Raw genomic sequence first — 25,248 nt, 5'->3', positions numbered from 1 at the left:
GTCAGCCGAGGACGGCCGGCTTCAGCTCCTCCTCGCACCATGCGCGGAAGGTGGTGGGCGAGGCGGCCTCGGGGGTGCGCGGCTCGGCGTCGTCGAGGCCGTTCTCCTTGGCCACCACCATTTCGACCAGCCCCTGGGCGTTCGCCTCGGACACCCCGCGCGCGAGCATGCTCTCCTTGAACGCCTCGACGGAGATCCGCTGGTGGCGGACCGGCCGCCCGAGGACCTCGGACATGATCCGCGCCATGTCGTCGTTCGACAGGTCCTCCGGGCCGAGCACCGGGACGTCGCCGCGCCCCGTCCACGACGGGTCGAGCAGCAGCTTCACGGCGGCGTCGGAGATGTCGCGGCAGGCGCACGTCGGCAGCTTGCGGTCCCCGGAGAGCGCCGAGAAGAACACGCCCTCGTTCTTGATGCTGTCCACCTGGCCGAGCATGTTGTCCATGAAGGTCGGCAGCGTCAGCGCCCGGTAGTGCACGCCGGTGCCCGCGATGAGGTCGTCCATCGCCAGGGTCGCCGTCACGTGGCCCGCGACGGGGTGCACGCCGCGGCCCAAGGCGGAGACGCCGACGACCCGCTGGACGCCCTGGCTCTCGAACGCCTCGCAGGCCGGCCCGGCGAAGCGGGAGTAGATGTCGTCCAGGCTCGCGGCCTGATGGTCCGGCGGTGCGAGCCAGAAGACGGTGTCGGCGCCGGCGAACGCCTTGGTCACGACGTCGGGGTCGCCGTGCGACCCCTCGACCACCTCGACCCGGTCGCGCACCTCGGCGGGCAGCCGGGACGCGTCGCGGACGATCACGCGGGCCGGCGCACCGGCGGCGAGCACGCCGTCGACGACCCGCCGGCCGATCCTGCCGGTGGGCGTGGTGATGACGATCATTGATGTCTCCAGAGCGGTGAAAGTGCGGGCGCCGGAACGGCGCCGGTACCGACCAGTCAAGCCACCGCTGCCGCGAAGCTGAAGGATCGATCGGGTCCGCATTGATACCCTGGTGATATGAATGACCTGGAGTCGCGGCAGCTCAGGTACTTCGTGGCCGTCGCCGAGGAGCTGAGCTTCCGGCGGGCCGCCGAGCGGCTGGGCATGGCGCAGCCGCCGCTGTCCCGCGCGATCCGCGAACTGGAACGCGGTCTGGGCGTGCACCTGTTCGAACGCACCACCCGCCAGGTCGGGCTGACCGCCGCCGGGGAGGTGCTGCTCCGCGACGCCCGTACCGCGCTGGACGCGATCACCGCCGCCGCCCGGCGGACCCGCAACGCCGGACGGCCCGCCCCCGAGCTGCGGCTCGCGCTCAAGGCCGACTTCGACGCCGGGCTGCTGCCTCAGTTCCTCGCCGCCTACCGGGACGAGGAGGAGGCGATCCCCGTGGAACTGGTGCTGGGCGGACGGGGCGACCAGGAGGCCGCGCTGCGCGACGGCCGCGCGGACGTCGCGGTCGTCCCCGAGCTGACCGACGACCGCGGCCTGGACGTCGAGCCGCTGCTGACCGAGCCCCGGCTCGTCGGGCTGGCCGCGTCCGATCCGCTGGCGGCCCGCTCCTCGCTGTCCCTGTCCGACTTCGCCGGCCGGTTCCTGCCCGACGGGAGGCCCGCCGAATTGGGCGGCCTCGCGCCCGACCCGGCACGCGGGGACGGCGGGCCGCGGCCGCCCGCCGAGCGCGAATCGTTCGCCGGGAGCCGGCGGCCCGTCCGGGATCTGACGGAGCTGTTCAGCCTGGTGGAGGTGGGCGGCGTCATCTGGTTCGTGCCGGTGTCGATCGCGCGGCGGCACGCGCGTCCCGGCATCGCCTACCGGCCCGTCGTCGACCTCCCGCCGGCGGAGTTCTCCATCGCCTGGCCGCAGGACTGCCGCTCACCGGCCGTCGCCGCGTTCGTCCGGGCGGCCACCGCCGTCGCGGCCGCCGCGCAGCCCGTGCTCAGCGCACAGCCGCTGGACATAACGCAGCCCGTGGGTACCGGTCAGTGGGCGGACGCGGCCGGGGCGGCGCCCTCGCCGGGCTTGGCCAGGAGCGAGACGAACCCGGTGACGGTGCGCAGGTAGCGGCGGAGGTCCGCCGGGTCGTCGGCGTCGACGCCGGCGCTGTTCACGAAGACCAGCGACAGCACGATGCGGGTCAGCACGTCGATGAGGACCCGCACGTCGACCGGCGGCAGCTCGCCCCGGTCAATCTTGTCCTGGACGACCGGCGCGGCGAGGGCGGTGACCCGGGCGACGGTGATGTCGGCCTGGACCGTGAACCACGGCAGCACCATGTCGGGGACGTCCCGGACGGCGGCCGACAGCAGCGGGTGCGCGCGGGCCCGGCCGATGAGGAAGGCCAGCAGGTCCGAGACGTAGTCGGCGTCCCAGCGCGCGGCGTCGATGATCGGCACGGCCTCGGCGAGGTAGGCGGTGAGCTCGCGCTCGATCAGCGCTTCCTTGATCTCGTCGAGGGTGCCGCCGTACTTGTACAGCGTCGGCCGCGACACCCCGGCGCGGCGCGCGATCGCCGACAGCATCCGGTTGGAGCTGAACCCGCCCTCGGTCAGGCACGCGGCGGCGGCGTCGAGGATGCGGGCGTGGATGTCCCCGTCCTGCATCGGCATGCGCCGATTCTATGACGGGTCCCACAGCCGGGGCCCATTGACCCGGTAAGCGGTCACTGTTTACAGTTCATATAGGAAGTGTAAACGATCTAGGAGGTCCCCGATGGCACAGGTGACCGAGTACCGCGAGTTCCTGCGGACCCTCTCCAACGGGTCCGTCCACCGCCGGTTCGACCCCTATCTCGACATCGACTGGGACTCCCCGGAGTTCGAAATCGACGCCTCCGACCCGCGCTGGATGCTGCCCGACTGCGACCCGCTCGGCGCGCACCCCTGGTACAAGGCCCAGCCGGACGAGAAGAAGATCGCGATCGGGCTGTGGCGCACCGCCAACATGCAGAAGGTCGGGCTGAGCTTCGAGAGCATCCTGATCCGCGGGATGATGCAGTACGCGATGAAGCTGCCGAACGGCTCCCCGGAGTTCCGGTACTGCCTCCACGAGATGTCGGAGGAGTGCAACCACATCCAGATGTTCCAGGAGCTGGTCAACCGCACCGGCGTGGACGCCCCGGGCATGAAGGCGCCCTACCGGGCGACCTCCTCGCTCTGGCATCTGGCCGCCTACGCCCCGGTGCTGTTCTTCATCGGCATCCTCGCCGGCGAGGAGCCCATCGACCACTTCCAGAAGGACGTCATCCGGGACGGCGCCGCGCGCCCGCCCGCGCTGCTGCGCACCATGGAGATCCACATCGCCGAGGAGGCGCGGCACATCTCCTTCGCGCACCGGTTCCTCAACGAGCACGTGGCGCGGCAGAACAGGGTCGGCAAGGGCGTCACCTCGATCGCCTACCCGCTGGTCATGCGCTGGCTCGCCGGCGCGATCATGGCGCCGCCGCGGCAGTTCGCCAAGGAGTTCGACATCCCGCGCAAGGTGATGCGCGAGGCGTTCTGGCAGAGCGAGGAGTCCAAGGCGATCCTGCGCGGCTACTTCGGCGACGTGCGGATGCTCGCCGAGGAGCTCGGCCTGATGAACCCCGCCGCCCGGAAGGTCTGGAAGGCCTGCGGCATCGACGGCAAGCCGTCCCGCTACCGCGGCGAACCGCACCGCCAGGCGCACGCCGCCTGAGCCGCGCCGCCTGACCCGTTAAGGAAACACCCCCGCCATGCCCCACGTGGTCACGCAGTCCTGCTGCGGCGACGCGTCCTGCGTCTACGCCTGCCCGGTGAACTGCATCCATCCCACCCCGGACGAGCCGGACTTCCTCACGTCCGACATGCTCTACATCGACCCGGTCGCCTGCGTCGACTGCGGCGCCTGCGTGAGCGCGTGCCCGGTGGACGCGATCGTCCCGCACGACCGGCTGGCGGAGTCGCAGGAGCCGTTCGTGCCGATCAACGCGGCGTTCTACGCGGACGGCCGGCCGCGGCCGCTGCTGGCGCCGCACGTCCCGCCGCTGACCGTGCCGCAGGGGCGCGAGCCGCTGGACGTGGCGATCGTCGGGACGGGACCGGCCGCGATGTACGCGGCGGACGAGCTGCTCACCGTCCCGGGCGCGCGGGTCACGATGTACGAGCGGCTGTCCGCCCCGTACGGGCTGGCGCGCACCGGCGTCGCCCCCGACCACGTGAAGACCCGCCAGGTCAGCGAGCTGTTCGACCGGATCGTGGCGCAGGACGGGCTGCGGATCGTCTACGGCACGCAGGTCGGCCGGGACGTGACGCACCAGCAGCTCCTCGACCGGCATCACGCGGTGGTCTACGCGGTCGGCGCGTCCGCGGACCGGCGCCTCGACGTCCCGGGCCGCGACCTGCCCGGCGCCGCGACCGCCACCGAGTTCGTCGCCTGGTACAACGGCCACCCGGACTTCACCGACCGCCGCTTCGACCTATCGCACGAGCGCGCCGTCATCGTCGGCAACGGCAACGTCGCGCTCGACGTCGCCCGCATCCTGACCGCCGATCCCGAGCGGCTGGCGGGCACCAGCATCGCCCCCTACGCCCTGGAGGCGCTGCGGCACAGCCGGGTCGAGGAGGTCGTGATCGTCGCCCGGCGCGGCATCGCCCACTCGGCGTTCACGGTGCCGGAACTCGTCGGGCTCATGCAGACGCCGGGCATCGACCTCGTGCTCGACTCCGCCGACCTGGACCTGGAGAGCGGCGCCGCCGACCCCACGACCTCACAGAAGATCCGGCTGCTGCGCGAGCTGGCCGGACGACCCGCCTCGGGCGAGGGGAGGCGGATCGTCCTGCGGTATCTGGCGTCGCCGCTCGCCATCACCGGCGGCGACCGAGTGGAAGGCGTCGAGCTGGCCCGCAACGCCTACGTCCCCGGCTCCGGCGATCGTGTCGAGCCGACGGGCGAGCGCGAGACGCTCGACGCCGGCCTGGTGCTCAGCTCGATCGGGTACCGCGGCACCGCCGTCCCCGGCGTCCCGTTCGACGAGGCCCGCGCCGTCATGCCGAACGCGGGCGGCCGCGTCCTCACCGAACCGGACGGCGCCGTCCTGCCCGGCGTGTACGCGACCGGCTGGATCAAGCGCGGCCCGACGGGCTTCATCGGCACGAACAAGCAGGACGCCATGGAGACCGTCCGCCACGTGGTGGACGACTACGCCGCGGGCCGCCTGTCCGCACCCCGCACCACCCTCGTCTGAGCCTCGAACCGGCCGAAAGTACGGAAAGGACGTCCGCGGGTCGTGCTCCCGGCCGGTTGGCGTTACGGCCGGAGGGTGAAGAAGGTCTTGACGCGGCGCTCGTGGTAGGCGAGGTCGTCCCCGTCGTGCACCGCGCCCCGCCGCCGGGCGTGCTCGAAGTAGGCGGCGGACGCCACTTCCAGCTCGGGCGCTCCGACGACGGCCTCGTCTCAGTCCAGGACCGCCACCAGCCGGCCGTCCCGGGCCAGGGTGTTGCCGGTGTAGAAGTCCCCGTGCAGGGGGTGGCGCACGCGGTTCCGGCGGTGGAAGGCGGCGAGCCGGCGGTCCAGCTCCAGATCGGCCAGCGCGGGGACGCCGTGCGGGCGCTCCCCGTACAGCCCGGTCTCCAGGAACGAGGGCGTGCGCGCAACGGGGCGACCACCTCCGGCAGGCCGGCGGCGGCATGCGCGGCGATCCCGTGACACCACTCGGTCTCGGCGTTCGTGCGGCCGGCGGGACCGACGCGCACGACGACGTCGCCGAGCCGGTACGCCGCCGACTCCTCTCCGCCGTACAGTCGCATCGGTTCGCCGTCGGCGGGCTGTCCCCAGACGTCGTGGATCGCGCGCCGCACGGCGGCGGTCAGCGGCGTGTCGATGAACCGCATCACGCCCTCCTTTCCAACATCCGGTGGTGCAGGAGGGTGGTGGCGATGGTGACCTGGACCGGGTCCAGCGCCGTTTCGCCGTCTTCGACGTCCCACAACGCGTTCTGCAGGACGCGGCCGAGCGTCCACCCGGCCGCCCGCCGCCGGTCCAGGCCGAGGGCCTCGGTCAGCAGGTCGAAGCGGCGGAGCACCGCGCGGGGGACGTCACCGGCCGCCACGAGCTCCTCCCACCGGTTGTCCAGTGCGGGCAGCAGGTCGAAGCCGGGATCGCCGGCGAGGGGCTTGGGATCGATGGCCAGCCAGGGCTCCCGCTCTGCGGCGAGGACGTTGTCGTAGTGCAGGTCCCAGTGCAGCAGCCGGTCGCCGGGCTCGCCGATCAGCTCGGCCACGGCGGACGCGCAGGTCCGCACCAGGCGCCGATCGGCGGGGTCCGCCAGCGCGGGCACGGCGTGCGGCACCGCGCCGAGTATGGCGGCGGCGATGTCGGCGAGGCGGCGCAGGCCGTCCGGCGCGGGCACCGCGACCAGGCGCACCAGCAGCCCGGCCAGGATCTCCAGGGCCGTGCTGTCGTCGGCCACCGACGACAGCGGCCGGGCCCCGTCGAGGCGCTCCAGGAGCATCGTTCCGGTGCCGGGGTCGTGGTCGAGGAGGCGGACCGCCCCGTCGCCGTTCCACACGCGCAGGCCGACGGGCTCGCTGGCGTGCTCGTCGGTGACCGGCTGGAGCTTGAGGGCGGCCCGCGTGCCGTCCGCCCGGGTCACCGGCAGGACGAGCGAAGCCAAGCCGTGCCATCCGGGACCGTCCGGCCGCAGCGCCCAGCGGTCCAGGAAATCGGCGGCCAGGCCGGGCAGCGCCGCGATCCAGGCACGGCCGGACGCACTGCCGTGCTTGGCGTGCGAGGCAGCCAGCGCCTCGGGGACGTCGATGCGGATCGACGTGCTCATGGTGAAGGTCTCCTTCGTGGATTCGGATGTCGATCGGCACGAAGGAGTCGGCGGCGGCGCCCGGCTTCCGGGCAGGGGTCAACGCATGCCCCGAGCGTAACGGCCGCCGCGGTGAACGCGGTCAGCCCCGGGCCGGCAGGACGGCGCGGGCGATGGCGTCGCGTTCGGCCGCTTCGCGTTCGGCGGCCTCCTGCTCGGCGGCCACGCGCCGGTCGTAGGCGGCGGTCACCGCCGCGATGGCGTTCTGGTGCTCCTCCGTCCAGCCGACCAGGGCGCGGATGGTGCTGTGCAGGGTCGCGCCCATCGGCGTCAGCGCGTAGTCCACCCGGGGCGGGACCGTCGGGTGGACCGTCCGGCTCACCAGCCCGTCGCGCTCCAGATGCCGCAGCGTGCGGGTCAGCATCCGCTGGCTGACCCCGTCGATCGCGCGCCGCAGTTCGGTAAAGCGCAGGCTCCGCTTGTCCAGCAGTGCGATCACCAGGAGCGACCACTTGTCGGCGATGCGGTCGAGGATCTGCCGTACCTCGCAGTCCGCGCGCTGGTCCCACTGGAGAACGTCGTCGTCGACGCCGGTATCCGCGCAGTAACCGAGGGACTTGAGAGTGCCGTCTTCCATGGTCACCGATGGTGCCCGAGGATTCTGCCGGTAACAAGAGGGAACCGGCGGGCACTCGGGGAACCGCCCTGGGACGCGGTTCCCGACGAGGGGGTCGAGCACCGATGTCCAATTCCGTCACCGGATCCGGCGGGCGCCTGACGGGCCGCTCATGGGGCGTGCTCCTGGTGCTGTGCGGCGCGATCTTCCTGGAGGGGATCGACGTGGCGATGCTGAACGTGGCGCTCCCGTCGATCCGGGCCGACCTCGGGCTGTCCACCGGGATGCTCAGCGGCGTCGTCAGCGCCTACGTGCTGGGCTACGGCGGGTTCATGCTGCTGGGCGGGCGCGCCGCCGACCTGCTGGGCCACCGCCGGATGTTCGTGCTGTGGCTGGCGGTCTTCCTGGTCTTCTCCGGGCTCGGCGGCCTCGCCACCGAAGGCTGGACGCTGCTGCTCGCCCGGTTCGTCACGGGGGTCGCGGCCGCGTTCATGGCGCCCGCCGGGCTGGCGCTGGTCACGTCCGCCTTCCCGGAGGGGCCGGCGCGCACCAGGGCCCTCGGCGTGTACGCGGGGACGGCGGCGGGCGGCTTCTCGCTGGGCGTCGTCGCGGGCGGCGCGCTCACCTCGATCGGCTGGCGCTGGGTGTTCTTCGCCCCGGTCGTCGTCTCGGCGCTGATCCTGGTGGCGGCGCTCGTCCTCGTCCGCGACGCGGGCGGCGAGCGCACCTCGGACGGCTTCGACCTGGCGGGGGCGTTCACCCTGACCGGAGCGATGCTGCTGCTGGTGTACGGGGTCGTCCGGCTGGAGCGCGCCGGCGACGGGCCCTTCCTGACCGCCGGCGTGTTCGCCGCCGCACTGGTGCTGCTGCGGCTGTTCACCCGCGTCGAGCGCCGCTCCCCGTTCCCGCTGGTGCGCCCGGGCATCCTGCGGACGGCCCCGCTCGTCCGGGTGAACGCGGCCGCGCTGCTGTTCCTGGCCGCGTTCGCGGGCTTCCAGTTCCTGGCCACCCTGTACTTCCAGGAACTGCGCGGCTGGAGCACGATGCAGACCGGCCTGGCCATGCTGGTCATCGGGACGGACACGGTCCTCGCCCCCGTCCTCACGCCGCGCCTGGTGAACCGGTTCGGCAACACTCGCGTGCTGTTCGCCGGCATCGTGCTCGCGGCGGTCGCGTACGCGCTGTTCCTGCCCGTCGGGATGGACTGGACCTACGCCGCCATGCTCCCGGCGCTGTGCCTGCTCGGCCTGTCCTTCTCCCTGGCGTACGGGCCGCTGACCATGGCCGCCACCGACGGCGTCGCCGAGGACGAGCACGGCCTGGCGGGCGGACTGCTGTACACCTCCATGCAGTTCGGCGCGGCGCTCGGGCTGTCGGCCGTGACCGCCGTCGACGTCGCCGCGGGCGGGGGACTGGGCGGCCTGCGCGCGGCGCTGATCGTCCCCGTCGCGGCGGCGGCGCTCGGCGCGGCCGTCATCGCGTCGGGCCTCCGCACGCGCGCCGGGCGGAACGGCACGCCGCCGGACGCGACGGCCCCGGCCGAGTCCGCCACGTCCGCGACGCCCGCCGCCTGAGCCGAAGAATGAAGTGGGATGAACGGGGCATCTGTTGTCGCGGGACAACGGCCCGGCGCCCGAGCCGGGCCGATGGCGATGAGGAGTGACGGACATGAGCCTCTTGCAGCGGTTCTCACGCGCCCGGGCGGGACGCCGGACCAGGGCCGCCGAGCGGCGCCGCACGCCGAGCTTCCGCGAGATGCGCGCGCAGATGCGCACCGAGAAGGCCGAGGCCGATCTTCTCGCGACCGAGGAGCGCATCCACCTGGAGGCCTCCCGCATCCGCCGCGGCCGCTGACCCCCTCCCTCCGAACCGCGCGGCCGGGAGTACGGGGGGCTCTCCCGGCCGCGCGGCGACTCGTTCACCGGCGGGACCGCGCCTCGGCGATGATCTGGACGAGGTCGCCCGGGTCGGACGCGCTGACCAGGCGCCATCGGGTGCCGCCGGGAAGCAGCGCCCACCACTCGCCCGTGTAGGCGCCCCACCAGCAGACGACGTCCGGGAAGCGCTGCTGCAGCTCGGTGATGATCGCCGCGTGATCCAGCCGCATCGGCGGGCGTAGACCACTCCGGGGGTGCTGGTGATGCGTCCGGGCGGCCTGGATGGCCGTCACGTACGGGACGAGAATCCGGGCGATCTTCTCCGCGGCCTGGGAGGGCTTGGTGTGCGGGGCCAGGTCCTCGCCCATGCTGGAGCGGTACCACCACGTGCCGGCCTCGGCTCCAGGCGCGAGTGCGATGCTCTCCCCAAGGTGCGGCACGTCCCGATCGAAGACGTGGAGAGTCGGCTGCGCTCCCTTGTAGGTAGGTATGGCCGTCCAACCCTCAAGGACGAGTTCCCTAGCGAGACGGTCAAGCGCGTCCGTTATGTGTGAATCGGGAGCGGCGCCATTGCCGGGCTCGATTTCGTCCGACGCCATTACCATTGCACCGCCTCACTGGGCTCGGACGCCGTTCTGTTGGCCGCGCGCATGCGTTCGGTGTCCAACGCCTTGCGAAGTTCCTCCGCACTGCTGCGAACAACGGTCGGGTATAGGCCCGCCCTAGGGTCGTGTAGCGTCGCCACCCAGTCGCCTAGTAGGCCGTCATGGCGTGTCGCACGCCAGATCCGGTGTCCCTGATAGTCCGCGCGCAGCCGGGCCAACGCCTGGTCGGCGGGGTCGACGGGCGTATCCATGATCGCCTGACTTTCTGCTCCGATTTCTCTCCGTAACCGCTCCCCATCTTGCTGTGATCGGGTTATGGTCGGGAAGGGCGAGAAGCCCAAAGCCAGAAAACCCCCGGCGGACGGTTGGAAAATCGCCGCCTTTTCGGATCTTGGAGCGTGCCATGCCTCGCCGCCCCCGCGACCCCGGCGTCCCCTCGTCCCCGACCGAATACTTCGGCACCGAGTTGCGGGCCTATCGCGAAGCGGCCGGCCTCTCCCGCCCCGAACTCGCCGAAAAGCTCGGATACACCCCGCAACGGATCGGGCAGGTCGAGTCAGGCCAGAACGGACCCTCCGAGGACTTCGCCAAGGACTGCGACACCTGCTTCGGCACCAACGGCGCCTTCCACCGCATCTGGGAGTGGATGCAGCGCTTCGGCCGCCTCGCCGTCCTCCCGCCCGGCTTCCCCGACTTCATCGAACGAGAGCGCGAGGCCGAGGTGATGCACATCTTCGAAACGATGGTCATCACCGGCCTCCTCCAAACCCCCGAGTACGCCTACGAGGTACTCATAGAAGGCAGGACGTCCGAGCAGGCCAAGCAGTTGGTCGCAACCCGAATGGAGCGGCAGTCGGTTCTCGAGCGTGAGAATCCGCCGCACTTGGTTGTCGTTCTTGATGAGGCTGCCATCCGGCGTCCCATCGGGAATGTCGATGTGATGAGAGGGCAGATACAACACCTCATCGACATGGCGCAGCGACACCACATCATGCTGCAAATCGTCCCAAGCGACAGGGGCTCGTACGCTGGCCTTCCTGGTGCCTTCATGGTCCTGAGCTTTGCCTATGATTCCGACATAGTTCATGTCGGTGGCTACCTGGGTGCACAGTTGATCGATCACGTCGACGCTGTCAGAACATATGGGCTACAGTTCGATTTGATCAGAGGTGCGGCGAAGTCTGCCGATGAGTCCCTGGAGTTGCTCCAGGCGATCCTGGAGAGCCTATGAGCACGCTGGCCCTCTCGACTGTCCGCTGGCGTAAGAGCAGTCACAGCGACTCATCTGGCGCAGAGTGCGTGGAGGTTGCATTCGTGAACCCTGCTTCCCTTCAGTGGCGTAAAAGCCGGAACAGCGACAACACCGGTGGGGCGTGTGTCGAGGTGGCGGACCTGGCGTCGGCGGTGGCGGTGCGGGACTCGAAGGACCCGGACGGGCCGAAGCTGGTGTTCGGAGCGTCCGCCTGGTCCGCGTTCGCGAGCCGAGCCAAGGCCGGACACCTCGACCTGACCTGACCCGCCCCAGACCAACCGAGAGCCCCGGCCGTCGTCCCGACGACCGGGGCTCTCCGCATCTCCACCCACCCCGCGCTTCGTTGAGTTGCGGCGAGTCGTCGTTACGAGGCGTCCCATAACGACGACTCGCCGCAACTCAACGTGGGGTCGCCGACGGGGCTGGTCGTGGGGGTCAACGTCGGCGTTGTTGGGCGAGGGCTTTCCGAACGCGGTTCACCACGATGCGGGGGCTGCGGAAGAGCCCGTCCTTGTTGACACGGATGACGATCCAGCCGTCGTCGATCAGGCGGCCGTCACGTTCGATGTCGTGGCTGTACTGACCGTGGTCCTGCTGGTGGTGAAGGCCCTCGTACTCGATGGCTATCTTCACTGCGGGGTAGGAGAGGTCGGGACGCGCCAGCCACACACCCCAGTCGTTGAAGACGTCCTGGTTGGCGACGGGGCGCGGAAGGTTCGCGTCGACGATGAGCATCCGCAGCCTTGTCTCCGCGGGGGAATCGCTGCGCGGCTCCAGGTGCGGCATCGCGAACCTGGCCTTCCTGACCCCGCGGCGCCGGTAGCAGTCCTGCAGGAACTTGTTGAGCCGCTCCCTCGTGCAGAGCCGGTGCCGCAGCATGTGGTCGCCGGCGATGATCAGGTCGATGCGGCGTACGGACGCCGCCAGTTCGAGGAACAGCCGCTCGGGGCTGATGACGCGGCGTCCGTGCAGGTTGCGCAAGTGCTCCGCTGTGATGGTGTAGCTGTGGACCTTCAGCTCCCTGATCCGTGGCACGGTCGACGCGGTGGCGGGCACTGCGGCATGAACCCGCGCGTCCGTGTCCGGCACCGGGACGCCGTACAGGCGGGCGGCCGTCACTCCACAGAACACCGCGGTCGGCGGAAGCACCAGCGACGCGGCGTCGCAGCGGACGCGGACGCAATCGTCCAAGCTCGCCGGCACGTACACGTCGTGCAGTACATGCCGGTACTGCGCCGATCGCAGTTCCCTTTCGGTCACGCCCGCCTCGCGTGCCTCCGCGAAGCGAAATGGGCGATTACGTAGTGTATATGGAACATCACGGGGGGTCCTCACGGACCAGTCATAGCCGCACCCAACTCCGCCCGCCGACCTTGTGATCAGACCGCCCCCCACCCGTGTCCTTCCCGTTGAGTTGCGGCGAGTCGTCGTTATGCGGTCCGCCATAACGACGACTCGCCGCAACTCAACGAGTCCGGCGGGGGCAGGGGGTGGGGGTGGTGGTCAGCATGGGTGCCAGGTCTTGCCGCCGGGCGCGTAGCAGCGCGGCCCGTTGTAACCCGGATAGGCGCCGCCGCCGTTACCGCCGCCTGACTTCGACGGGGCTCGCCGGGGCTCCACCCTGGGCTTGGGTTTCGGCTTCGGCTTTGGCTTCGGGATCCCGACCGTCCACTTCTTCTTGCCTTGCAGCAGAACCACTCTGCTGCCGCTCGCGATGCCGGCCGCGCAGAGACTCACGCTGCCGGTGTCCCCCTGACCGGGGAGGACGCCCCAGTTGATGGTCAGGGTCCGCTTGATCGAGCGGATCTTGTGCCCCTGGGCGTCCATCAGGTCGAACGGGGAGGGGAATCGCGTGTACTCGCCGAACCCGACCGAGGTGGTGCCGCCATTGGTCACCTTCACGCGCGCGACCACGCAGTTGCGGCTGCTCGACTTCTTTCCCTTCACAGACGTCACCGTGTAGCTGAGGGCATCCGAGGTCGGGCCGGGCTTAGGAGAGCCGGGCGTCGCTGTGGGTGTCGTCACCGCGCCCACGTCCTCGCTCGGCGAGTCGTCGCCCCTGCTGGCCAGGCAGCCTGTGAAAAGCGCCAGCACGGCGCCGCCGGACGCGAACAACGCGAGCCGGTCCTTCGTGAGATTCACGGCGGGAGTGTAACGGTCCACGCGCGGCCGGCAGCGGCCGGTATGTCCTCTCTGACCTGCACTGGAGTGCTGCTCGGAGCGCGCCTTCGGCGTCTCTGCGGTCAGCGGTGGTGTTCGGCGATCGCCATCGTCCACTCGTAGAAGGCCGCGGGGTCGCCGAGTTCGGCTTGCAGGGCGGGGTCGATGACGGAGGCGTTGGCGGCGGTGAGGAGGTCGAAGAGGCCGAGATGGATCCATTCCCAGACCATGGCGCCGAAATTGTAGGCGAGCATGATCGGGGCGAGCCGCCGCCGGATGCCGGTGATCGCCTCTTGAGCGAATCCGGCTCCGTGCAGCCGGTCGATGGTGGCGCGTTCCTGGTCGGCGTCGATCCGGGTGTCGAGGAATGGTTCGAGCAGATCACCCCATGTGTCGGGGCGGGACACTCCGGCGATCCCGTGGCGGTGGCAGAACGCTTCTAGATCGGCTTTCTGGTCGTGCGGAAGGAAGAGGGTTTCGCCGCGCGCGGTCCGGATCTCGGGTCTGATGGCCTTCCAGTCGGCGTCACGGATCATGGCGGGCGTGAGCATTCCCATGGGATGGACCATGGCACCGCGAAAGCCGTAGCTCAGGAAAGAGATGTGGTCCTCGGCGAAGCGAACCTGCATCGGTTCAGGGTGGTCGTTCGCGGGCGCGGACGGTAGATGGACGCGCTGTGAGGTTCGCCGCTCCCGCTACCCGGGCGAGTGCGGCTGTCGGGGGCTCCGGGGCAGCACGTAGGGTGCCCTGGGTGGCACGTGGGAGGTCGGGCGGGATGGACGCGGCGCAGGCGATTTCCTTGGTGGCGGAGTGGATCCGGTCGCGCGGCCTGGACTACCCCACGGAGGGATTGGCGGCGGATCGGTTCGAGGCCGGCTGGAGCGTGTACGCGCCGGTGGACGTCGACGAGACCGACCCGATGGCCTTCCTGGACATGCCGGTCGGGCGGTCGGTGTTCCTGGTGGGCGACTCCGGCCGCATCGAGGAGGTCTCGTCGTCCATTCCCCCGCAACAGGCCGAAGAACGGTTCACCGCGCGGGAACGCGCCGCCCGATCGTCCGATGGCGGCATGAGGATCGTCGGTCCGATGCCCCATGATCCTTTGGCGGGCGACGATATCGACGTGGTCGCCGCCGAGGCGTCGATGCTGATCGAGCCGATCGTCCAGCAACTGGCTCTTCTCGGGCCGCCCGAATGGGAGTGGCTGTGGGCGGAGTTCGCCTTCACGGTCTCCGCTGAAATCGCCCACCTGCGCTTCTCGTCCTACCACCGGTCGGTCGTCGTCCCGGTGCCGGAGTCGGTGGCCGCGCTGGTCCGCGAGCAGCGGGGGATCGTGGCGATGATGCCGGCCGGGCCCTGGTGGCGGCTGCTGCTCACCGTCACCAACCGCGGTGAGACGACGGCGAACTACGACTACGGCGACGGCCCGTTCCCCTACGACCGACTGCTGGCGCCCGAGCATTACCGCAACGACCTGGAAGCTTATCCCCGGCCGAGCGTGCCGGCATGGCTCGCCCGGTACATCGACCGGCCCGGCCTGTGAGCGGGCGCGGCGTGCCCGTCACGATCGTGGACGCGTGCCGGCGGGACGGCCGGGGCGGCAGCCCCACCGCCGTCCTGGACGACGGGCCCTTCAGCGACGCCGAACGCCGCGCCGTCCCCGCGCTGATGGGCACCTCGCACGCCGTGTTCGTCTCCCCGGAGAACGACGGGCCCGCCGTCCCGGTGCGGTTCTTCACCACCGAGGGCGAACTGCCGGCCTGCGGCCACGGGACGGTCGCCGCCTTGGCCGTCCTCGCCGAACGCGCCGGTGGCGACGACCACCGGGCCGTCCTGCGCACTTCCCGGCGGACCTTCACCGGCCACTGCGTCCGGAACGCCTCCGGCCTCACGGCCGAGTTCGACCCCGGACCCGTGGACCTGCGCGAGCCCACGGCGCGCGAACGCGCCCTCGTCCTCCCCGCGCTCGGCATCGCACCCGGCGCCCTCGGCTCCGGCCTCCGCGTCGCGTCGGTCGGACGGCCCCGGATGCTCGTCCCCGTCACCACCCGCTCCGCCCTGACCGCCCTCGCCCCCGACCAGGACCGGCTCCGCGCCGCCTGCGACGAACTCGGCCTCCTCGGCGCCTACGTCCACACCCCGCCGACCGGCGAGGGCAGCCTCGCCGCCCGCCTGTTCGCCCCGTCCATCGGCGTCCCCGAGGACATCGCGAACGCCAACAGCACCGCATGCCTCGCCGCCCACCTGGCCGGACGGGGCATCACCGGCATCAGCGTCGACATGGGCGACGCCCTCGGCGCCCCGTCCACCATCACCGCCACCACCCGGCAGGGCCCGTCCGGCCCGGTGGTCCGCGTCGGCGGCACCGCCACGATCGAGCGGACCACCGTCCTCCCGCAGGCGTAAACGGGTGTGAGGCTACGAGTGGTCGCCACCGTCGACGGGACATCGCGGTCCTGCCGCGCGGATACGACACCATGCTGAGCAGGTTCACGCCGCCTCGGCGCGGTGCGCGACGCCGACCTCATCGTGGTGCTGAGCGAACCTTCCGCGGTAGGCGAAGCTTTCAGCGACGCGCCCCAGCCCCGTGATCCGCGGTCTCCGCCTGCGCGCGAGCGACGCCAGGCAGTAGAGCCGCAGGACGAGCGGCAGGAGCAGGAACGCCACCATGAACCCGTTGAGGCCGGGATCGTTCTGGGGCACGGGATCGCTGCCGTACCGGACGCCGGAGTAGACGGCGCCGACGATCACGCCGCCGATCATGAACGCCGCGTCGAAGGCGTCGATGAGCGCGCACTGCCACGCGTGGTACCTCGCCTCCCTGTCGCGGACGAGCAGCAGGAAAAGGCTGCTGAAGAAGGGCATGAAGTAGCAGGCCGCGAACAGGCCGAGCCCAGGAGGCCGGCCTGGCTCCGGGGCCGACCCGCGAGGCGGCGGCATCGCCGCAGGCGGCGGGGCGGCGTGCGGTGCCGGCGCGAAGGGCGGCCACGTGCCCGAGGCAGGGGCCGCGCCACCTGGCGCGCCGCCGGGAGCGTTGCCCGCCGGTCGGGGTCCGGTGCTCCCGCCGAGATGCAGGTCGACGTCCCGGAGCGCGGCTCGGGCACGGGACGAGACGTCGCGGCTGTCGTCGTCGGTCATCGCCTCGAGCTGCTCGCAGGCCGTCCGCCCGAGGGCGTCACCGGCCCGCGCGAGCCGCCGCAGCGCTTCGACGGCGCCGCCCCGCACGTCCGCGAGCGGGCTCGTGGCCGCCGACAGCAGGTCCGGCGGCAGGCTCGCCGGACGCGGGCCGCGAGGGCTCCTGGCGATCACCAGTTCGCCCTGCACGTCCAGGTACTTGGTCGGGTTCTGGTGCGGCGTGGCCGCCACGGTCGCCTCGTAGGCGTACTCGTAGAGCTCGTCGATGGAGACGAGGCCGTCCCCGTTCAGGTCGGCGTCGCCCGTCCGCAGCCCGCGGACGACGGCGCCGGTGAAGAGGGACGACGGCGCCGCGTCCGACGCGGCGGGGACCTGCGACAGGCGCCCGTCCGCCACCTCGAACGAGTACTCCAGCGCGGACGACGAGCAGATCACCGCGCGGCCGGACCCGCCGAGCCCTCCGGCGGGGTCCACCGCGCCGCCGCCCCGGTGCAGCAGGCCGCGGCTGAACGCCCCGCTGTAGCAGCAGTCGAGCAGCACGACGATGTTCCGTGACGGGCACTGCGCCACCTGCTCGCTGAGATAGGAGGCGGGCACGGCGGTGGAGTTCGGGCGGTCCAGCCGTGTCGCCGTCGTGGCGAAGAAGAGCCGGCCGCTCTCGTCCTTCCAGCCGTGGCACGAGAAATGGACGAGGAGGACGTCGGTGGAACGCGCGTCGGCGAAATGGTCTTCCAGCGCGGCCATGATTTCGTGCGCCGGCCGGTTCTCCATCGTGGACACGGTGAAGTCGCCGACGGCCGGGTCGGAAAGGACCGCGGAAAGGCTCGCCGCGTCCTGTGCGGGCGACCGGAGACCGTGCAGTTTCGGGTCGGTGTACCGGTCGGCGGTGATCAGGAGTGCTCGCCGGGGCCGGTGCCGCGGTCGCTCGTCAGCCATTCGATCAGCCGGTGTTCCTCTTCGCGGGTCGGATGGGAGAGTTCGAGGCTGCGGTCGTCCACGGTGATCTTGATGGTGCGGCCCTCGCGCGCGGCGAGCCAGGTGAACACCCCGGTGACGAAGGCGGCGGTCACCGAGCTCGACGCGAGCACCGTCGCGATCGTGCCGATCGCGGCCGCACCGCCCGACTTCGCGCCCGGCGGGGGCGCCGCCGTGAGCGGCAGGAGCGGCACGCCCCTTTCGCGGAGTTCCCGGCGCAGCCGGCGGCATATCTCATCGGTCCGGGCGGCGTCGGCGTATTGCTCGCCTATTTCCGTGATCGCGATTCCGGGCATCGTCCCCGTCTCATCGTTCGGCCGTAAATCGTGGTCGGTCCTTCTTGGGACGCGGCGCCGCGGGGCGCGGTGCACGGTCCGGTGTATCGATCCGGTGAACACCGGCGCGTAATAATCGCATTCCGGGCCATTTGGACATTGAGCTGGTTTCGGCTAGAATGTCCCGGTGACGAACCTACGTGAGCAGATAATCGCCGAGCTCGGCGTCAAGGCGTCCATTGTTCCGGGAGACGAGATCCGGCGGCGGGTCGGGTTTCTGAAGGACTACCTGCGGTCGACCCCCGGCAAGGGGTACGTGCTCGGGATCAGCGGCGGGCAGGACAGCACGCTCGCCGGCAGGTTGTGCCGGCTGGCGTGCGAGGAGCTGCGCGCCGAGGGCCACGAGGCCACATTCGTCGCGGTGCGGCTGCCCTACGGCGTGCAGGCCGACGAGGAGGACGCGAGGGTCGCGCTGGAGTTCATCCGGCCCGACCGGTCGATCGCGGTGAACGTCAAGCCGAGCGCGGACGCCGTCGCCGGCGAGGCGGCGGAGGGCCTGCGGGAGCTGCTGGACGGCGAGCCCCGGCTGCGGGACTTCGTGCGCGGCAACATCAAGGCCCGCGAACGCATGGTGATCCAGTACTCGATCGCCGGGCAGCTGAACCTGCTGGTGGTGGGCACCGACCACGCGGCGGAGGCGGTGACCGGCTTCTTCACCAAGTACGGCGACGGCGGCGTCGACCTCACCCCGCTGACCGGGCTGACCAAGCGCCAGGGCGCGGCGCTGCTGCGGGAGCTGGGCGCGCCGCCGAGCGTCTGGAAGAAGGTGCCGACCGCCGACCTCGAGGACGACCGGCCCGCGCTGCCCGACGAGGTGGCGCTCGGCCTGAAGTACGCCGAGATCGACGACTACCTCGAAGGCGTCGACGTCGCGCCGGAGGTGGCCGCGAAGGTGGAGTCGGTGTACCGCGCGACCCGGCACAAGCGGACCGTCCCCGTCACGCCGCTCGACGACTGGTGGCGCTGAGGCCCGTGCTCAGCGCGTCGGGGCGTTGATGAGGAACGAGACCGTACCGTGGTCGTCGAGGCGGACGTCGAGGACCTTGTCGTGCAGGTAGGCGGCGGCTGCGGAGTCGAGGAACAGCCGCGCCCCCTCCGCCTCGACGACCTCGTCGGTGGAGGCGGGACGCTCCGCCGGCGTCACGGCGAGGAGAGAGGCTTCGTCATCGAGCGGCGCTATGCGCATGCCCGCGCTGTCGGGCAGGTCCGGTCCGCAGGACAGGTGGCAGATGGCGCTGGCGGCCGTTCCCGTGACGATGAGCACAACGAACTCCTGAGCCTCGCTTGAACCAACCGGTGGTCATGACTGCCGTATTTTGTCTACCCCAGGGTCTGAGCACCGAATCCGTGACGCGCGCCACGGGTAAGGGAAGAGCCTGACCCGCGACAACCGGGGGAGAACATGAGCGAGCCGACGGCGGACGGCGGTATCGAGGGCGAGGGGCGCGGCGGCCGGCTCGAGGATCTCAGCCCCGACGACTTCGAATAGCGGCCGGCGGAACGGCCCGCGCCGGCGCATTCGCCGAGCGCGGCCATTGCGCCGACGTTCCGTGAACTCAACGTGAAAAGGAGCGGGCCGCTTGTCCTGCGACTATGCACGCGCCATTCAGGACGTCATCGAGGAATCCATCGCCCCGCGGGCGGACGAGGTGGACCGCGGCGGGGCCTTCTGCCGCGCCAACATCGACGCTCTCTCCGCCGCCGGGCTACTCGGCCTGATCAGCGCCGAGGACGCGGGAGGACGCGGCGAGGGGCTCGCCGCCGCCGCGCACGTGGTCGAGAGGCTCGCGGGCGCCTGCGGGTCGAGCGCGATGATCCTGCTCATGCACTACGCCGCCACGGCGGTGATCGAGACCCATGGGCCCAAGGACGTCCGGGAGGCCGTCGCCGCCGACGCACACCTCAGCACCCTCGCGTTCTCGGAGGCCGGGTCCCGCAGCCACTTCTGGGCACCGCTCGGCACGGCGATGCCGGAGGGCCGGGGCCGCATCCGGCTGGAGGCCGACAAGAGCTTTGTCACCTCGGCGGGCGAGGCCGACAGCTATGTCTGGTCGAGCCGTCCGCTCGCGGAGGACGGGCCGATGACGCTCTGGCTGGTGCCGCGCGACCGGGAGGGACTGAGCGTCCGCGGCGGGTTCGACGGCCTCGGGCTGCGCGGCAACGCGTCCAGCCCGGTGAAGGCCGACGGCGTGCTCGTCGACCGCGACGACATGCTCGGCCCGGACGGAGAAGGGCTGAACATCGCCCTCCAGACGGCGCTGCCGCACTTCCTGATCTTGAACGCGGCGTTCTCGCTCGGGCTCATGGAGGCGCTCACCGCCAGGGCAGCGGCACATCTCACCGGGACGAGGCTGGAGCACCTCGGTCAGACGCTGGCGGACCAGCCGATGCAGCGTGCGCAGTTCGCCGAACTGCGGATCCGCACCGACCAGGTCCGGGCGTTCCTGCTCGACGCGCTCGACGCGCTGGCCGGCGGCCGGGACGACGCGACGCTGCGCGTGCTGGAGGTCAAGGCCGTCGCCGCCGAAGCCGCGTCCGACGTAGCGGACGCGACCATGCGGCTGTGCGGCGGGTCGGCGTTCCGCAAGGAGTTCGGCGTCGAACGGCTGTTCCGCGACGCGCTCGCGGCCCGGGTGATGGCGCCGACCACGCAGGCACTGCACGACTTCGTGGCCCGGGCGAGCCTCGGCATGCCGCTCTTCTAGGGGGCACGGATGACGCTGGTGATGGGCGCCGTCGCCTACGACCCCAAGGTCGTCACGATCTGGGCGGGGTTCCGGGCCTGGTTCGCCCGGCAGGGCTTCGACTTCGACTTCGTCCTCTACTCCAACTACGAGCGGCAGGTCGACGACCTGGTCGCGGGCCGCATCGACGCCGCGTGGAACTCGCCGCTGGCGTGGGTCCGCGCCCGGCGCCTCGCCGGGGAAGAGGCCGTCCCGCTCGTCATGCGGGACACCGACCAGGACCTGACCTCGGTCGTCGTCGTCCGCGACGACTCCCCGTACAAGGACGTCGCCGACCTCAAGGGCGAGACGGTCGCGACCGGCGCGATCGACTCGCCGCAGGCCACGCTCCTTCCCCGCTCGCTGATCCGCGAGCGGGGGCTCCGGCCGGGCGGCGACGTCGCGATCCGGCGGTTCGACGCCGGCGCCGGCCTGCACGGCGACCACATCGGCGGCGAGCGGGACGCCGCCCGCGCGATGATGTCCGGCGACGTCGCGGCGGCCTGCATGGTCGACGCCAACCACCTGCTGTTCGTCCGGGAGGGCACGCTGCCGGCGGGCGGCACCCGCGTGATCGGCCGGACGCGTCCCTACGACCACTGCAACATGACCGCCACCGGCACGGGACCCGGAACGGAGCGGTTCCGCGACCTGCTGCTGTCGATGCGGGCGACCGACCCCGACGTCCGGACGCTCTTCGACCTCGAAGGGCTCACCGCCTGGCGGCCCGGCCGGACGAGCGGCTACGCGCCGCTGGAACGGGCCGTGGAGGAGGACGGCTTCTACGACGCTTCCGGCGCGATCACCGCGCCGGGCTACCGGCCTTGACCGACCCCGTCCTCGACCTCGAAGACCTCGGCTTCGAGAGCGGCGCGCACCTGCTCGTGCAACGGGCGCTCGGCGGCCTCTCTCCCGGCGCACGGCTCGGGATCAAGGGCCGCGACCCGCTCCTCGACCTGCACCTGCGCGCCTGGTGCCGTCCGCGCGGCCACACCGTGACGGCGGCGGACGGCCCCGTCCGCGCCTGGGTCGCCCCGGGCGGCCCGGACCGCTGGACGAACGCCGAGCGCGCCGGCGGCCCCCACGGCGTCGTCGGCGAGGCTCCCGCGCACTGGGGCCTGGCCGCCCGCGGCGCCCTCGTCGAACCGGGCGGCCCGGAACCGCCGTTCGACCTCGCCGAACGCGACCTGGTCTGGGCCGACATCGCCCCGGCCCTCTACGCGAGCGCCGCGTCCGCGCAGTGGGACCCGGCGACCGCCGTCCCGTGGGACGCCGAGTTCACCCTGCCGCCCGACATCGAACGGGCCGTCGTCCAGGTCATGACGTACCTGGTCGAGAACGAGCAGGCCGCCCTGGTCGTCCCGGCCCGGCTGCTCGCCCGCGTCCACCCGCACTTCCGCGAGGTCGTGCAGCTCCTGGCGGTCCAGGCCGCCGACGAGGCCCGGCACGTCGAGGTCTTCGCCCGCCGCGCGGCCCTCACCGGCGGGCCGCTCGGCACGTCCGCCGCCGGGGGCCGCGAGTCCCTCGCCACCCTGCTCACCGAGCCCGATTTCTCCCTGGCGTCCTTTCTCCTGTCGGTGCTGGGCGAGGGCAGCTTCCTGAACCTGCTCGCCTTCCTCGACCGGCACGCCCCTGACCCCGTCACCCGGCGGGCCGTCCGCCTCGCCCGGCAGGACGAGGCCCGCCACGTCGCGTTCGGCGTCGCGCACCTCCGGCACCGCTCCGAGGCCGACCCGCACCTCCGGTCGCGGCTGCGCGCCGCCGTCGAACGCCGCCACGACGCCCTCGCCGCGTCCACCGGCCTCAACCAGGACGTCTTCGACGCGCTGATCCTCCTCGCCGCCGGCGGCTGGTCACCGCAGGCCATCCGACGCGGCCACGCCGCGGTCCTTGACCTGCGTCACGAGATGGACGAAGGACGCCGTCGCCGCCTCGTCCACCTAGGCTTCCCCGACGACGAAGCCGCCGCCCTATCAGCCCTCCACACCCGCAACTTCATGTAGCCCGCCCGCACCGGGGCGCGGTGCTAGTTTGAAGAACACGGCGCCAGCACCCTTGAGAGGACCAGGAGAATCCCGATGACGGCGATGCCCGACGAGCCGCCGTTCGTTCGTGACGACCTGCGCGAGGCGTTCGCCGCGCTCGACGTGATGCCGGGCTTCCGTGCGGAACTGGTGGATGGAGAGATCATCGTGTCGCCGACGCCTGACGGCCAGCACGAGACCGTCGTCGTGGCCGTCGACGACTGGGTGCGCGATGTCCATGGTCTGCGCCTGCATCGCAATCTGACGCTGATCAGCCCGGAGGGGGAGTACGTCCCCGACGGGATCGCCGCCCCCAAGGGCGCTTTCGCCGGCCGGGAGTGGCACAGCAAGCCGGACGGCGTCGTCATGGTCCTGGAGGTGACCTCCGGCGGACGGCGGGACCGCAAGAGCGCCGAGCGCGACCGCGGACCCAAGCGCCGCGGGTACGCCGCCGCGGACATCCCCCTCTACCTGCTGATCGACCGCCTGGACGGCAAGGCGACGATCTTCTCCGAGCCGCGGGGCGATGACTACGCCCACAGCGTCTCCGTCGCCTTGGGCGAGGACCTGCCGGTCCCCGCCCCGCTCGAGGGCGTCCTTCCCACCCGCGACCTCTGAGCCGCCGGGCCTCGAACCGTCAGGCGACGCCGATCAGGATTATCAGGATGATCAGCAGGGCCGGGACGAGGGCGCCGATGATGGCGATCGGGCGGGACATCAGCGGCGGGCCCGGGTCGGCGGGGTGGCGGTGCGGGCTGCCGTCGGGCGGCGGCATCGGGGGAGCCAGGGAGGCGACCTTGCCGTGCCGGGTGAGGTTGATCAGGACGGTGACCGGCGTCGCGATGAAGGAGATGTAGCCCCACCAGCCGCCGATCAGGGTCTTGGCCGTCATGTCGCGGAACACCGCCAGGCCGCAGTCCCGGCAGAACGGGCCCTTGGTGTGCAGGAACGACATCATGAGGATCATGCCGCGATGGCCGCGGAAGGTGGTCTCGGCCGCCGGGACGCAGCCGCAGAAACGGCACTGGGGCCCGTAGTGGGAGGCCTGCTGCGCGCCGTAGGGCAAGGGCTGGGCGGGTGGAGCGCCGTACGGCGCCTGCTGCGGCGGCGGGCCGTACGGGGCCTGCTGCTGCGGCGGCGCGTACTGCTGCTGGCCGGCATAGGGCGCCTGCTGGGGGGCGCCGTAGGGAGAGCCGCCGTATCCGTACGGCGTTTGGTCCGATGGTGGCTGCACAGCCGCCGCCTCCGCTCTTCAGGGGGATCGGCTGATCTTGCCATGGGAACGCCGCCCGGGACGGCGATTCGCCGGTCCCGCGTCAGGACAGGGCGCGCCAGGTCTCGGTGAGGGTGTCGCGGAACTGGCCCACCTGCCGGGACGTCAGGTCGCGGATCATGTGCCGTTCGAGTTCGCGGATCGGGCCGGCGAGGTCGTCCAGCAGCGCGCGGCCGGCGGCGGTGAGCAGGATCAGCAGCTCGCGACGGTTGGCGGGGTTGCGCTCGCGGCGGACGAGGCCGCGCGTCTCCAGGGCGCGGACCATGTCGGCCATCGACTGGGCGGTGACGAACGAGTCGCGGGCGAGCTGGGCGGCCGACAGGCCGTCGTGCCGCTCCAGCACGGTGAGCGCCGTGTACTGCAGCGCGGTGATGCCGGCCGGCTTCACCAGTTCCTCCAGCCGCGACCGGACGAGCAGCTCCAGCCGCTTGACCAGGTAGAGCAGCGACGGCGGCGCCTTGCCGTCGGACGGCTCCGGCGGGCCGGCGGTCATCGGCTCTCCCTCGTCGCGGTGCACGGGCCCAGCGTAGGGCATTGACAGGAAACCTGTTGAATGTGAACACTGGCCATCAACAGGATTCCTGTCGATTGTGGGGAGCTATGGAACTGGACGGGAAGGTCGTCGTCGTCACCGGGAGCGGGCGCGGCCTCGGCCTCGCCTACGCCGAGGCCCTGGCGGCCGCCGGCGCCTCGGTCGTGGTCAACGACGTGGACCGGGACGCGGTCGACGCGGCGGTCGGCAAGATCACCGCGGCGGGCGGCACCGCGACCGGCGTGGTCGCTGCGGTCGGCGGCACCGAGGCCGCCGACGAGCTGGTCGGCACGGCCGTCCGGGAGTTCGGGCGGCTGGACGTGCTGGTCACCAACGCGGGCATCCTGCGCGACCGGGTGCTGTGGAAGATGACCGACGAGGACTTCGACGACGTCGTCCGGGTCCACCTGCGCGGCACCTTCACCTGCGCCCGCGCCGCGGCGGCGCGGATGCGCGAGCAGGGCACGGGCGGGCGGATCATCCTGATCTCGTCCCCGGCCGGGCAGCGCGGCAACTTCGGCCAGACCAACTACGCGGCGGCCAAGGCCGGCATCGCGGCGATGGCGCGCACCTGGGCGATGGAGCTGGCCCGGGCGGGTGTCACCGTGAACGCGGTCGTGCCGGTCGCGGCGACCGAGATGACCAAGACGATCCCCGCGTTCGGCCCGGTCATCGAGGAGTCCGAGCGCACGGGCGAGCCGCTGCCGGACTGGCTGCGCAAGGACGAGGGCCTCGGCACCGTCGAGGACGTCACCGGCCTGATCGCCTTCCTGGCCTCGGACGCGTCCAAGGACGTCACCGGGCAGGCGATCGGCATCGGCGGCGACCGGCTGGCGCTGTGGGCCCACCCGAAGGAGAAGGCGGTGGCGTTCGCCGACGGCGGCTGGAGCGCGGAGGCGATCGCCGAGCAGTGGAGCACGGGCGTGGGCGCCGAGCCCGAGACCTACGGCATGCCCGCGCCGAAGGCACCGGAGGGCTGACATGGCCGACCT

The 25,248-nt window shown here is 71.7% G+C and carries 29 protein-coding genes; 15 read left to right on the top strand and 14 right to left on the bottom strand.

Translation table 11 applies throughout. The features are described from left to right. Position 1: 1 nt before the first annotated feature. The gene (locus tag ABD296_RS12070) at positions 2–880 is read right to left on the bottom strand and encodes an NmrA family NAD(P)-binding protein (protein WP_344265039.1); all 879 of its coding nucleotides are present in this window, start codon (positions 878–880) and stop codon (positions 2–4) included. Between the two features lie 117 nt (positions 881–997). Between ABD296_RS12070 and ABD296_RS12065 the strand changes: the two genes are divergently transcribed. Next, entirely contained in the window at positions 998–2,041 is a 1,044-nt protein-coding gene (locus ABD296_RS12065; RefSeq protein WP_344265036.1) for a LysR family transcriptional regulator, read from the top strand. On the opposite strand, the gene ABD296_RS12060 is transcribed toward ABD296_RS12065, so the two are convergent. Continuing rightward, a complete protein-coding gene (locus ABD296_RS12060; protein ID WP_344265033.1) occupies positions 1,960–2,586 on the bottom strand; it encodes a TetR/AcrR family transcriptional regulator in 627 nt (208 codons plus the stop codon). The two genes, ABD296_RS12065 and ABD296_RS12060, sit on opposite strands and share 82 nt — an antisense overlap. A gap of 103 nt (positions 2,587–2,689) precedes the next feature. On the opposite strand from ABD296_RS12060, the gene ABD296_RS12055 reads away from it, so the two are divergent. Together ABD296_RS12055 and ABD296_RS12050 are read left to right on the top strand one after the other, a co-directional pair. After that, the gene (locus tag ABD296_RS12055) at positions 2,690–3,652 is read left to right on the top strand and encodes an AurF N-oxygenase family protein (protein WP_344265030.1); all 963 of its coding nucleotides are present in this window, start codon (positions 2,690–2,692) and stop codon (positions 3,650–3,652) included. Positions 3,653–3,689: 37 nt separating this feature from the next. Continuing rightward, positions 3,690–5,180, top strand: a complete 1,491-nt coding sequence (locus ABD296_RS12050; RefSeq protein WP_344265027.1) for an FAD-dependent oxidoreductase — start codon at positions 3,690–3,692, stop codon at positions 5,178–5,180. A 209-nt stretch (positions 5,181–5,389) separates the two neighbouring features. Here the strand turns inward: ABD296_RS12050 and ABD296_RS12045 are convergent, their stop codons facing one another. From ABD296_RS12045 to ABD296_RS12035, 3 genes are all read right to left on the bottom strand, one after another. Beyond that, positions 5,390–5,647, bottom strand: a complete 258-nt coding sequence (locus ABD296_RS12045) for a phosphotransferase (protein ID WP_344265024.1) — start codon at positions 5,645–5,647, stop codon at positions 5,390–5,392. Positions 5,648–5,825: 178 nt separating this feature from the next. After that, positions 5,826–6,770, bottom strand: a complete 945-nt coding sequence (locus tag ABD296_RS12040; protein WP_344265022.1) for an aminoglycoside phosphotransferase family protein — start codon at positions 6,768–6,770, stop codon at positions 5,826–5,828. A 121-nt stretch (positions 6,771–6,891) separates the two neighbouring features. After that, a complete protein-coding gene (locus tag ABD296_RS12035; RefSeq protein ID WP_344265020.1) occupies positions 6,892–7,386 on the bottom strand; it encodes a winged helix-turn-helix transcriptional regulator in 495 nt (164 codons plus the stop codon). Positions 7,387–7,490: 104 nt separating this feature from the next. On the opposite strand from ABD296_RS12035, the gene ABD296_RS12030 reads away from it, so the two are divergent. Beyond that, positions 7,491–8,939 carry an MFS transporter gene (locus ABD296_RS12030; protein ID WP_344265017.1) on the top strand — a complete coding sequence of 483 codons (1,449 nt, stop codon included), beginning with the start codon at positions 7,491–7,493 and terminating at the stop codon, positions 8,937–8,939. Positions 8,940–9,033: 94 nt separating this feature from the next. After that, the gene (locus ABD296_RS12025; RefSeq protein ID WP_344265015.1) at positions 9,034–9,219 is read left to right on the top strand and encodes a hypothetical protein; all 186 of its coding nucleotides are present in this window, start codon (positions 9,034–9,036) and stop codon (positions 9,217–9,219) included. A 64-nt stretch (positions 9,220–9,283) separates the two neighbouring features. Here ABD296_RS12025 and ABD296_RS12020 read toward each other — a convergent pair whose 3' ends face one another. Continuing rightward, positions 9,284–9,610: a hypothetical protein gene (locus ABD296_RS12020; RefSeq protein ID WP_344265013.1), complete on the bottom strand. Its 327-nt coding sequence runs from the start codon at positions 9,608–9,610 to the stop codon at positions 9,284–9,286. A gap of 640 nt (positions 9,611–10,250) precedes the next feature. Here ABD296_RS12020 and ABD296_RS12015 point away from each other — a divergent pair. Together ABD296_RS12015 and ABD296_RS12010 are read left to right on the top strand one after the other, a co-directional pair. Beyond that, a complete protein-coding gene (locus ABD296_RS12015; RefSeq protein WP_344265010.1) occupies positions 10,251–11,078 on the top strand; it encodes a helix-turn-helix domain-containing protein in 828 nt (275 codons plus the stop codon). Beyond that, the gene (locus tag ABD296_RS12010) at positions 11,075–11,362 is read left to right on the top strand and encodes a DUF397 domain-containing protein (RefSeq protein ID WP_344265007.1); all 288 of its coding nucleotides are present in this window, start codon (positions 11,075–11,077) and stop codon (positions 11,360–11,362) included. Before ABD296_RS12015 ends, ABD296_RS12010 begins: the two co-directional genes overlap by 4 nt. Before the next feature lie 172 nt (positions 11,363–11,534). Here ABD296_RS12010 and ABD296_RS12005 read toward each other — a convergent pair whose 3' ends face one another. The 3 genes from ABD296_RS12005 to ABD296_RS11995 form a co-directional block, all read right to left on the bottom strand. After that, complete coding sequence (locus ABD296_RS12005; protein WP_344265005.1) at positions 11,535–12,359, bottom strand: hypothetical protein; 825 nt, start codon at positions 12,357–12,359, stop codon at positions 11,535–11,537. Between the two features lie 243 nt (positions 12,360–12,602). Beyond that, on the bottom strand, positions 12,603–13,241 hold the full coding sequence (locus ABD296_RS12000; protein WP_344265003.1) for a hypothetical protein: 639 nt from the start codon (positions 13,239–13,241) through the stop codon (positions 12,603–12,605). Between the two features lie 101 nt (positions 13,242–13,342). Beyond that, positions 13,343–13,816 carry a hypothetical protein gene (locus ABD296_RS11995; RefSeq protein ID WP_344265000.1) on the bottom strand — a complete coding sequence of 158 codons (474 nt, stop codon included), beginning with the start codon at positions 13,814–13,816 and terminating at the stop codon, positions 13,343–13,345. 194 nt (positions 13,817–14,010) lie between these two features. On the opposite strand from ABD296_RS11995, the gene ABD296_RS11990 reads away from it, so the two are divergent. Both ABD296_RS11990 and ABD296_RS11985 read left to right on the top strand, forming a co-directional pair. Then, positions 14,011–14,802, top strand: coding sequence for a hypothetical protein (locus ABD296_RS11990; protein WP_344264997.1), 792 nt, complete (start codon positions 14,011–14,013; stop codon positions 14,800–14,802). Positions 14,803–14,813: 11 nt separating this feature from the next. Continuing rightward, positions 14,814–15,665, top strand: a complete 852-nt coding sequence (locus ABD296_RS11985) for a PhzF family phenazine biosynthesis protein (RefSeq protein WP_344264994.1) — start codon at positions 14,814–14,816, stop codon at positions 15,663–15,665. 84 nt (positions 15,666–15,749) lie between these two features. On the opposite strand, the gene ABD296_RS11980 is transcribed toward ABD296_RS11985, so the two are convergent. Continuing rightward, the gene (locus tag ABD296_RS11980) at positions 15,750–17,330 is read right to left on the bottom strand and encodes a caspase family protein (protein WP_344264991.1); all 1,581 of its coding nucleotides are present in this window, start codon (positions 17,328–17,330) and stop codon (positions 15,750–15,752) included. Further along, positions 17,285–17,665 carry an effector-associated constant component EACC1 gene (locus ABD296_RS11975; protein ID WP_344264988.1) on the bottom strand — a complete coding sequence of 127 codons (381 nt, stop codon included), beginning with the start codon at positions 17,663–17,665 and terminating at the stop codon, positions 17,285–17,287. Before ABD296_RS11975 ends, ABD296_RS11980 begins: the two co-directional genes overlap by 46 nt. A gap of 166 nt (positions 17,666–17,831) precedes the next feature. On the opposite strand from ABD296_RS11975, the gene nadE reads away from it, so the two are divergent. Continuing rightward, entirely contained in the window at positions 17,832–18,671 is an 840-nt protein-coding gene (gene nadE / locus ABD296_RS11970; RefSeq protein ID WP_344264985.1) for an ammonia-dependent NAD(+) synthetase, read from the top strand. A gap of 9 nt (positions 18,672–18,680) precedes the next feature. Here the strand turns inward: nadE and ABD296_RS11965 are convergent, their stop codons facing one another. Next, positions 18,681–18,968, bottom strand: a complete 288-nt coding sequence (locus ABD296_RS11965) for a Fe-S cluster assembly protein HesB (RefSeq protein WP_344264982.1) — start codon at positions 18,966–18,968, stop codon at positions 18,681–18,683. A 316-nt stretch (positions 18,969–19,284) separates the two neighbouring features. Here ABD296_RS11965 and ABD296_RS11960 point away from each other — a divergent pair, with 316 nt between their 5' ends. The 4 genes from ABD296_RS11960 to ABD296_RS11945 all read left to right on the top strand — a co-directional run bounded on the left by ABD296_RS11960 (position 19,285) and on the right by ABD296_RS11945 (position 23,069). Continuing rightward, entirely contained in the window at positions 19,285–20,409 is a 1,125-nt protein-coding gene (locus ABD296_RS11960) for an acyl-CoA dehydrogenase family protein (protein WP_344264979.1), read from the top strand. Between the two features lie 9 nt (positions 20,410–20,418). Continuing rightward, positions 20,419–21,255: a phosphate/phosphite/phosphonate ABC transporter substrate-binding protein gene (locus ABD296_RS11955; protein ID WP_344264976.1), complete on the top strand. Its 837-nt coding sequence runs from the start codon at positions 20,419–20,421 to the stop codon at positions 21,253–21,255. Continuing rightward, positions 21,252–22,430 carry a ferritin-like domain-containing protein gene (locus ABD296_RS11950; protein ID WP_344264973.1) on the top strand — a complete coding sequence of 393 codons (1,179 nt, stop codon included), beginning with the start codon at positions 21,252–21,254 and terminating at the stop codon, positions 22,428–22,430. Before ABD296_RS11955 ends, ABD296_RS11950 begins: the two co-directional genes overlap by 4 nt. 75 nt (positions 22,431–22,505) lie before the next feature. Then, positions 22,506–23,069: a Uma2 family endonuclease gene (locus ABD296_RS11945; protein WP_344264970.1), complete on the top strand. Its 564-nt coding sequence runs from the start codon at positions 22,506–22,508 to the stop codon at positions 23,067–23,069. A 19-nt stretch (positions 23,070–23,088) separates the two neighbouring features. On the opposite strand, the gene ABD296_RS11940 is transcribed toward ABD296_RS11945, so the two are convergent. Then, the gene (locus tag ABD296_RS11940) at positions 23,089–23,685 is read right to left on the bottom strand and encodes a hypothetical protein (protein ID WP_344264967.1); all 597 of its coding nucleotides are present in this window, start codon (positions 23,683–23,685) and stop codon (positions 23,089–23,091) included. Positions 23,686–23,767: 82 nt separating this feature from the next. Continuing rightward, positions 23,768–24,241 (bottom strand): MarR family winged helix-turn-helix transcriptional regulator, encoded by a 474-nt coding sequence (locus ABD296_RS11935; RefSeq protein ID WP_344264964.1) that lies wholly within the window; start codon positions 24,239–24,241, stop codon positions 23,768–23,770. Positions 24,242–24,324: 83 nt separating this feature from the next. On the opposite strand from ABD296_RS11935, the gene ABD296_RS11930 reads away from it, so the two are divergent. Beyond that, positions 24,325–25,236, top strand: coding sequence for an SDR family oxidoreductase (locus tag ABD296_RS11930; RefSeq protein ID WP_344264962.1), 912 nt, complete (start codon positions 24,325–24,327; stop codon positions 25,234–25,236). The last annotated feature ends 12 nt before the right edge of the window (positions 25,237–25,248 follow it).

This window comes from Actinomadura napierensis (genome assembly GCF_039529375.1).
GTDB lineage: Bacteria > Actinomycetota > Actinomycetes > Streptosporangiales > Streptosporangiaceae > Spirillospora > Spirillospora napierensis.
Note: the sequence above shows the minus strand (reverse complement) of the source record. Positions and strands in the feature narration are given on the sequence as shown.

What these genes read in the sequence shown, in the direction of transcription:
- ABD296_RS11995 (WP_344265000.1), bottom strand. Translation starts at nt 13,816, where the DNA reads ATGGGAATGCTCACGCCCGCCATGATCCGTGACGCCGACTGGAAGGCC.
- ABD296_RS12070 (WP_344265039.1), bottom strand. Translation starts at nt 880, where the DNA reads ATGATCGTCATCACCACGCCCACCGGCAGGATCGGCCGGCGGGTCGTC.
- ABD296_RS11980 (WP_344264991.1), bottom strand. Translation starts at nt 17,330, where the DNA reads ATGGCTGACGAGCGACCGCGGCACCGGCCCCGGCGAGCACTCCTGATC.
- ABD296_RS12060 (WP_344265033.1), bottom strand. Translation starts at nt 2,586, where the DNA reads ATGCCGATGCAGGACGGGGACATCCACGCCCGCATCCTCGACGCCGCC.
- ABD296_RS12015 (WP_344265010.1), top strand. Translation starts at nt 10,251, where the DNA reads ATGCCTCGCCGCCCCCGCGACCCCGGCGTCCCCTCGTCCCCGACCGAA.
- ABD296_RS11945 (WP_344264970.1), top strand. Translation starts at nt 22,506, where the DNA reads ATGACGGCGATGCCCGACGAGCCGCCGTTCGTTCGTGACGACCTGCGC.
- ABD296_RS11930 (WP_344264962.1), top strand. Translation starts at nt 24,325, where the DNA reads ATGGAACTGGACGGGAAGGTCGTCGTCGTCACCGGGAGCGGGCGCGGC.
- ABD296_RS12010 (WP_344265007.1), top strand. Translation starts at nt 11,075, where the DNA reads ATGAGCACGCTGGCCCTCTCGACTGTCCGCTGGCGTAAGAGCAGTCAC.
- ABD296_RS12050 (WP_344265027.1), top strand. Translation starts at nt 3,690, where the DNA reads ATGCCCCACGTGGTCACGCAGTCCTGCTGCGGCGACGCGTCCTGCGTC.
- ABD296_RS12040 (WP_344265022.1), bottom strand. Translation starts at nt 6,770, where the DNA reads ATGAGCACGTCGATCCGCATCGACGTCCCCGAGGCGCTGGCTGCCTCG.
- ABD296_RS12035 (WP_344265020.1), bottom strand. Translation starts at nt 7,386, where the DNA reads ATGGAAGACGGCACTCTCAAGTCCCTCGGTTACTGCGCGGATACCGGC.
- ABD296_RS12055 (WP_344265030.1), top strand. Translation starts at nt 2,690, where the DNA reads ATGGCACAGGTGACCGAGTACCGCGAGTTCCTGCGGACCCTCTCCAAC.
- ABD296_RS11955 (WP_344264976.1), top strand. Translation starts at nt 20,419, where the DNA reads ATGACGCTGGTGATGGGCGCCGTCGCCTACGACCCCAAGGTCGTCACG.
- ABD296_RS12020 (WP_344265013.1), bottom strand. Translation starts at nt 9,610, where the DNA reads ATGGGCGAGGACCTGGCCCCGCACACCAAGCCCTCCCAGGCCGCGGAG.
- ABD296_RS11975 (WP_344264988.1), bottom strand. Translation starts at nt 17,665, where the DNA reads ATGCCCGGAATCGCGATCACGGAAATAGGCGAGCAATACGCCGACGCC.
- ABD296_RS12025 (WP_344265015.1), top strand. Translation starts at nt 9,034, where the DNA reads ATGAGCCTCTTGCAGCGGTTCTCACGCGCCCGGGCGGGACGCCGGACC.
- ABD296_RS12065 (WP_344265036.1), top strand. Translation starts at nt 998, where the DNA reads ATGAATGACCTGGAGTCGCGGCAGCTCAGGTACTTCGTGGCCGTCGCC.
- ABD296_RS12030 (WP_344265017.1), top strand. Translation starts at nt 7,491, where the DNA reads ATGTCCAATTCCGTCACCGGATCCGGCGGGCGCCTGACGGGCCGCTCA.